The following is a 7,155-nucleotide window of genomic DNA, read 5'->3' as shown; positions in this document are numbered from 1 at the left end:
GCGACGCAAAAGAAAAGTGAGTTGCCGCCGGGCAACCCCCGGCTTGCAGGCAAGCCACAAACAGCAGAGGCAAAGACGGCTTCAACAAGCCCAGCCCGAACGGTGGTGTTCTTCGAGCGTGGATCCCGGATCAAGTCCGGGATGACAAGTCGGAGAGGGCTCGGGGTCACACCGAACCCCTCCGCCGAAACCTCTGTCCCATCCTGTCAAACGCCAGATAAATCACCGGCGTCGTGAACAGCGTGAGCACCTGGCTGACGATCAGGCCGCCGAAGATGGCCAGGCCCAGTGGCCGGCGCAACTCGGCTCCTTCGCCCCAGCCCAGCATCAGCGGCACGGCGGCAAACAGCGCGGCCAGCGTGGTCATGAGAATCGGGCGGAAGCGCAGCAGCGCTGCCTGGTGAATCGCTTCCTGCGGCGACTTGCCTTCGCTGCGTTCGGCGTCGATGGCGAAGTCGATCATCATGATCGCGTTCTTTTTCACGATGCCGATCAGGAGAATGATGCCGATGATGCCGATCACCCCGAGGTCGGATCCGCTGATCATCAGCATCAGCAGCGCGCCCACGCCGGCCGAAGGCAGGGTCGAGAGAATGGTCAGCGGGTGGATATAACTTTCATACAACACGCCGAGCACGATGTAGACGCAGATCACCGCGGCCAGGATCAGCCACAACTGGCTGGACAGCGAGGTCTGGTAGGCGCCGGCCGCGCCCAGGAAGGTCAGGGTCACGCTGGCCGGCAGGGCGATGTCCCTGGCTGCCTGTTTGACCTCGCCCACCGCCTTGCCGAGGGACACGCCCGCTGCTGTGTCGAAGCCCAGCGTCGTGGCCGGGTACTGGGCCACGCGGGTGATCTGCAGCGGTGCGGGCCGTTCGGTGATGGTGGCGATGCTGGCCAGCGGGGTGGTGACGCCCGAGCCGGTCTTGAGCGGCAGGCTGCCCAGTGAGGCCGCGGTCATCAGGGGGTCGGGCAGGGCCTCGAGAATCACGCGGTACTGGTTGGTCTCGGTGAAAATCGTCGAGACGATGCGCTGACCAAACGCACTGTACAGCGCGTCGTCAATCGCCGAGGTGGTCACGCCCACCCGCGAGGCGGTGTCGCGGTCCACCGAGATGTAGGCCGAGGCCCCCGTGGCGCCGGCGTCCGAGGCGATGTTGCGCAGCGCCGGCGACTCCTGCATGCGCTGCGCCAGCTTGCCGGCCCACAGCGCTACCGTGGCCGTGTCCGACCCCTCGAGCGAGACGCGGAACTGCGTGGGGCCGGTTTCGGCGTCGATGGTCAGGTCCTGCGTGGGCTGCAGGTACATGGTGACACCGGCCACCGCGCCGGCCCGGCGTTGCAGCCGGTCCATGGTGTCCTGCTGGCTGGTGCTGCGCGTACGCTTGAGGTTGATCAGCATGCGGCCGGTATGCAGCATGGTGTTGTTGGCGGCATCCACGCCGATGAAGGAACTCAGGGTGTCCACATCGGGGTCTTCCAGGATGGCTTTGGCCGCGGCCTGCTGCAACTCGGCCATGCGCGCATACGACACCGACTGCGAGGTCTCGATGCGGGCCTGCAACTGGCCGGTGTCCTGCGTCGGGAACAGGCCCTTGGGAATCAGCACATACAGCAGCACGGTGAGCAGCAGGGTGGCCAGTGCCACGATGAGGGTCAGGCCCTGGCGCCTGAGCACCCAGGTCAGCGACTGGTCGTAACGCGTGATCACGCCGTCAAAAAACTTTTCCAGCCGCGCGCTGGTACGGTCGGGGGCTTTGTCTTCACCAGCAAGGGCCGCGGGTCCGGCTTCGCCGGCCCGCAGGCGCAGCGCCCCTCTTCTTTGTGCAAGGGGCAGCGCACTGCCGAAGGCTCGCGAAGCGGGGAGCGTGGGGGCTCTTTTTGTTAGCCATCTGGCCGACATCATGGGCACCAGAGTGAGAGACACCACCGCCGAGATCAGGATGGTGATGGCCAGCGTGACCGCGAACTCGCGAAACAGCCGGCCGACCACGTCGCCCATGAACAGCAGCGGGATCAGCACGGCGATCAGCGAGACCGTCAGCGAGATGATGGTGAAGCCGATCTGCTGCGCGCCCTTGAGCGCGGCAGCCATGGGTGCCTCGCCTTTTTCGATGTAGCGCGAGATGTTTTCAATCATCACGATCGCGTCGTCGACCACAAAACCGGTGGCAATCGTCAGCGCCATCAGGCTCAGGTTGTTCAGGCTGTAGCCGAGCAAATACATGGCGCCGCAGGTGCCTATCAGCGAAATCGGCACCGCCAGGCTGGCGATCACGGTGGCGCGAATGTTGCGCAAAAAGGCAAAAATCACCAGCACCACCATGACCACGGCCAGCAGCAGCTCGATCTCCACATGCAGCACCGAGGCGCGAATGCCGGTGGTGCGGTCGCTCAGCACATCGACCTTCATGGCCGTCGGCAGGCCGGCCTGCAGCTCGGGCAGGCGTGCCTTGATCGCGTCCACCGTGGCAATCACGTTGGCGCCGGGCTGGCGCTGCACGTTCAGGATGATGGCCGGCTTCAAGCCACTCCACGCGCCGAGCTTGACGTTTTCAGCGCTGTCCACCACCTGCGCCACATCGGCAACACGCACCGCCGCGCCGTTGCGAAAGGCAATGATCAGGTTCTTGTACTCTGCCGCTGCCAGCAGCTGGTCGTTGGAGTTGATGGAATACGAACGTGTCGGCCCGTCGATGCTGCCCTTGGCGCCGTTGGCATTGGCCGCCGCAATCGCCGTGCGCAGCGAATCGAGCCCGAGGCCGTAAGAGGCCAGGGCGCGCGTGTCCGCCTGGATGCGCACGGCGGGCCGCTGGCCGCCGCTGAGCGAGACCAGGCCGACGCCGCTGACCTGGCTGATCTTGAGCGCGAGGCGGGTGTTGACGATGTTCTGCACCTCGGTCAGCGGCAGGCTGTCGGAGGTGATCGCCAGCGTGAGCACCGGCGCGTCGGCGGGGTTGACCTTGGCGTACACCGGTGGTGCAGGCAGGTCGGCCGGCAGCAGCGAGCCGCCAGCATTGATGGCCGCCTGCACCTGCTGCTCGGCCACGTCCAGGCCCAGACCCAGGCCGAACTGCAGCGTGACGATGGAGACGCCGGCCGCGCTGGTCGAACTCAGGCGCTGCAGCCCGGCCATCTGGCCGAACTGGCGCTCCAGCGGTGCGGTCACGGTTTGTGCCATGACCTCGGGGCTGGCGCCGGGGTACAGCGTCTGCACCTGGATGGTCGGGTAATCGACCTGCGGCAGCGCGGACAGCGGCAGGAACTTGAAGCCGACCAGGCCGGCCAGCACGATGGCCACCATCAGCAGCGCGGTGGCGACCGGCCGCTGGATGAAAGGACTCGACGGGCTCATGCGGGGTGTTGCCTCGTGCCCGTCACTGCGCCGGCGCCGCGCCGCCTTCGCGCCGCCGCTCCCAGATCTTCTGCCAGCGTTCAAGCGCCGCCGGGTCGCCCTGTTTGATCTTGTCGACCAGTGACTGGCGGCGGACCAGGGCCTCCGGGTCGTCCTTGACCTGATCCAGGAAGCGCTGGAGTTGCTCGGGCGGGGGCGCGGTGGCGGCTGACGTTGCAGCAGGTGCTGGGGACGTTGAAGGCGCCGCAACTGCAGCGGGTGGCGCGGCGTTCATGGATGCTGCAGCACGAGGCGCGGACGCGGTGCCCTGCGGTGCCGGTGCGCCGGTATCACTGCCGCGCGGCGCCGACGCCGCGCCCTGGGGCCGGCGCGCGCCCGCGGCACGGCCGCCCCCCGGCGCATCGCCCGGCAGCACCACGCGTGCGCCGTCCTTGAGCCGGTCGGCGCCCTCGGTGATGACACGTTCGCCCGCCTGCAGGCCGGAGGCGATCACGATCTTGTCGACCGTGGCCGGTCCGCGTTTGACGGGACGCAGGCTCACGGTGCGCTCGGCCGCATTGAGCACATACACATAGTCGCCGCTGCTGCCCAGGCGCACGGCGGTGACCGGCACCACCACGGCGTTGTCGATGGTGCGCACCAGCAGCTGCACATTGACAAACTGACTCGGGAACAGCGTGAGCTTGCTGTTGGCAAAACGCGCCTTGGCCTTGACCGTTCCGGTGGTGGTGTCGATCTGGTTGTCGAGCGAGGCAAACACACCGGTGTCCAGCGTGCCCGAGCGGGTGCGGTCCAGCGCGGTGACCTTCATCACGGTGCCGGTGCTGACGGCCTGCTGCAATTCGCCGACCTGGTCCTGCGGGATGGAAAACACCACGTCAATCGGGGTGACCTGGGTGATCAGGGCGATGCCATTGGCATCGCTGGGGCTCACCACATTACCCACGTCCACGGCGCGCAGGCCGACGCGGCCGCTGACCGGTGCGACCACCCGGGTGTAGCCCAGGTTCAGACGCGCCGCGCCTTCGTTGGCCTTGTCGATCACGACCGTGCCCTCGAGCTGCTTGACCAGTGCGGCCTGGGAGTCCACCTCCTGGCGGGCAATCGAGTCCTGGCCCAAGAGGGTCTTGAATCGCTGCAGCGTGACACGCGCGCTGTCGAGTTGGGCCTCGTCGCGCTGGCGCTGGCCGCTGGCCTGCTGCAGGGCCAGTTCAAACTGGCGCGGGTCGATGGTGGCCATGAGTTCGCCGGCGCGCAGCATCTGGCCTTCCTTGAACAGCACTTTCTGCAGCACGCCAGAGACCTGCGGACGCACCTTCACCGTGGCTTGCGGCGTGACTGTGCCCAGGGCTTCCAGGAGGATGGGAATGCTGGCCCGTTCGGCGGTGGCGACGCCGACCGTGGTGGCCGGCGGGCCGCGGCGGGCGCCGCCGCCCGCAGCGGCGGTGCTGGCGTCTGCCGCGGGGTGGGTCAGGCGCCAGGCGAGCCAGCCGGTGCCGGCCAGCGCGATGACTGCGATCAGGCTGCCAATCAGGGTTGCGCGTCGGCTCAGGCGTTTGCGGGGGGGGGTCTCGGGGCCGGCGGTCGGCGCCTCAGATTTCGGGTCCATCAGCTGTCCTTGTTGCCCACCGCACCAGCGGTCTGGCGCGGCACTTTTTTGTGTTTGATGGGTGTTGTCACCGGCGGCGCCTTGGCGCTGCCAGTGTGTATTTTTCAGCTCGCCGAAGAATTATCACTGCAAGGCTTCGCGCTCAGGTGTAGCGCCGGAAAGGGCTTCGTAAATGTCCGGTAAAGAGGGGCGGCCCGGCACGCACCATGGCGGAAAGTGCTGGCGGCGACTGTCTGCCAGCGCACATTGCTCTGTTTTTGATAGCTGTCGGCGCTTTCCCTGTCTGGGCTGCCGGCCGTTTTTCTTGATGATTCCAGAGGTGGCACTGCGCCGGGCTCGTGGGTTCGCTGCTTAGAATCACCACATCCACTTTTCCACAGGGCTCCCTCGCATGACAGCTATCGCCGCTTCCGGCCTGCGCATCAGCCGCGCTGACTACCGCAACCCCGCACACGCCGACGCGCTGGTCGCTCTGCTCGACGCCTACGCGCGCGACATGGCCGGTGGTGGCCAGCCGCTGAGCGAGTTCGCCAAAACCCACCTGGTGGCGGAACTGGCCGCGCGGGCCCAGGCCTTCAGCGTGCTGGCCTTCGACGGCGCGCAGCCGGTCGGGCTGGTCAACTGCATCGAGGGTTTTTCGACGTTTGCCTGCCGTCCGCTGGTCAATGTGCACGACGTGGTGGTGCTGGCCAGCCACCGCGGCCGACGTGTCGGTGAGTTGATGCTGGCCGAGGTCGAGGCCATCGCGCGCGAGCGTGGCGCCTGCAAACTCACGCTGGAAGTGCTGCAGGGCAATGCGCCAGCGATCAAACTGTATGAACGCATCGGTTTTGCCGGCTACCAGCTCGACCCGGCCATGGGTCAGGCGCAGTTTCTGCAGAAGTGGCTGGGCTGAGGGCGCGCTGAATCAGGCGGGCCGGACCTGTGTCATGCGCGGGCCCTGCAGCAGCATCAGGGCCGTCAGGCCCAGCGCGCCCAGCGCGGCGGAGAACCACAGCGCGCCCGCGCCGAAGCGGTCAATCGCCAGGCCGAACAGCCAGGGCGACAGGGCCTGCGCAAAACGCGCCGGCACCATCAGCAGGCCCTGGCGCGCGCCATAGTCCTTTGCGCCGAACAGCACCAGCGGCAGCGTGCCCTTGGCAATCGTCAGCACGCCGTTGCCGGCACCATGCAGCACGGTGAACACGGCCCCGGCCGGCACGCCGACAGCCAGGAACACCAGGGCACCCAGCGTGTGCATGGCGCCGGCGACCCGCGCCGACACCAGCGGGTGAATGTTGCGCAGCAGCCCGTATTCGAGCAACCGCCCGGCCACCTGCGCCGGGCCGACCAGCCCGGCAAACACCAGGGCCGTGGCCAGCGGCACGCCGTGGACCTGCAGCAGGCGCGGCAGGTGCGCGGCCATGGCGGTGCTGATGAACCAGGTCACAGCGAACACAAAGGCCAGCAGCGCCGCCGTGCGTGCCGAGCTCTGCGCAGGTTCACGTTCAGGCGCAGGCGCGGTGGCCGTGGTTGCCGGCGCCATCGGCACGGAGGTCGGCGACAGGGGGGCTGCGGGTGAGGCAGGCGATGCAGGTGTGGAAGGCAGCATCCAGTTCAGCGGCAGCGCCACCAGCAGGTGCAGACCGGCCCACACCCCGCAGGCGGCACGCCAGCCCCATTCGAGCTCCAGCCAGGCCGACAGCGGCCAGCCCACGGTGCTGGCAAAACCGGCCAGCAACGTGATGCCGGTGATGGCGCCGCGCGCGTCCTTGCCGTACAGGTGCACCAGTGTGGCAAAGGCGGCTTCATACAGGCCGGCGGCCATGGCCACGCCGAGGATGGCCCAAGCCACAAACAGGCCGACCGGCCCCTGCGCCAGGGCCAGGGTGGCCAACCCGGCGGCAAAGATGAAGCTGGTGGCAGCCAGCACCGGCCGGCCGCCATAACGGTCAATCGCCTTGCCGGCGAAAGGGCCCAGCAGGGCGGACACCACCAGCGCCAGCGAAAACCCGAGGAACACGGTGGGCGTGCTGACATCGAGATCGCGCGCCATGGACGTTGCCAGCATGGCCGGCAGGTAGTAGCTGGACGCCCAGGCCAGGGTCTGGGCAATGCCCAGGCTGGCGATGGTGACGCTGCGGGGTTGGCTCATGGCGTGGTGAGGTCTGGCATGCTATCAAAAATAGAGCTGTTTCCGCAGGTGTGGAAA

Annotated in this window: 4 protein-coding genes; 1 reads left to right on the top strand and 3 read right to left on the bottom strand. The window is 67.5% G+C overall.

Features of this window, described 5'->3' with window-relative positions; all coding sequences use genetic code 11:
* Positions 1-166: 166 nt before the first annotated feature.
* On the bottom strand, positions 167-3,355 hold the full coding sequence (locus tag PSV40_RS03635; protein WP_300534300.1) for an efflux RND transporter permease subunit: 3,189 nt from the start codon (positions 3,353-3,355) through the stop codon (positions 167-169).
* Positions 3,356-3,377: 22 nt separating this feature from the next.
* Positions 3,378-4,964 (bottom strand): efflux RND transporter periplasmic adaptor subunit, encoded by a 1,587-nt coding sequence (locus PSV40_RS03630; RefSeq protein WP_300534297.1) that lies wholly within the window; start codon positions 4,962-4,964, stop codon positions 3,378-3,380.
* 391 nt (positions 4,965-5,355) lie between these two features.
* Here PSV40_RS03630 and PSV40_RS03625 point away from each other — a divergent pair, with 391 nt between their 5' ends.
* Positions 5,356-5,859: a GNAT family N-acetyltransferase gene (locus tag PSV40_RS03625; protein ID WP_300534294.1), complete on the top strand. Its 504-nt coding sequence runs from the start codon at positions 5,356-5,358 to the stop codon at positions 5,857-5,859.
* 12 nt (positions 5,860-5,871) lie between these two features.
* Here PSV40_RS03625 and PSV40_RS03620 read toward each other — a convergent pair whose 3' ends face one another.
* Positions 5,872-7,098 carry an MFS transporter gene (locus PSV40_RS03620; protein ID WP_300534291.1) on the bottom strand — a complete coding sequence of 409 codons (1,227 nt, stop codon included), beginning with the start codon at positions 7,096-7,098 and terminating at the stop codon, positions 5,872-5,874.
* Positions 7,099-7,155: the final 57 nt, after the last annotated feature.

This window comes from Polaromonas sp. (assembly GCF_029945925.1).
In the GTDB taxonomy this organism is placed as follows: Bacteria; Pseudomonadota; Gammaproteobacteria; order Burkholderiales; family Burkholderiaceae_C; genus Polaromonas.
Note: the sequence above shows the minus strand (reverse complement) of the source record. Positions and strands in the feature narration are given on the sequence as shown.

Excerpts from the sequence above, each read along its gene's own strand:
- PSV40_RS03635 (WP_300534300.1), bottom strand. The coding sequence starts at position 3,355 with ATGAGCCCGTCGAGTCCTTTCATCCAGCGGCCGGTCGCCACCGCGCTG.
- PSV40_RS03630 (WP_300534297.1), bottom strand. The coding sequence starts at position 4,964 with ATGGACCCGAAATCTGAGGCGCCGACCGCCGGCCCCGAGACCCCCCCC.
- PSV40_RS03620 (WP_300534291.1), bottom strand. The coding sequence starts at position 7,098 with ATGAGCCAACCCCGCAGCGTCACCATCGCCAGCCTGGGCATTGCCCAG.
- PSV40_RS03625 (WP_300534294.1), top strand. The coding sequence starts at position 5,356 with ATGACAGCTATCGCCGCTTCCGGCCTGCGCATCAGCCGCGCTGACTAC.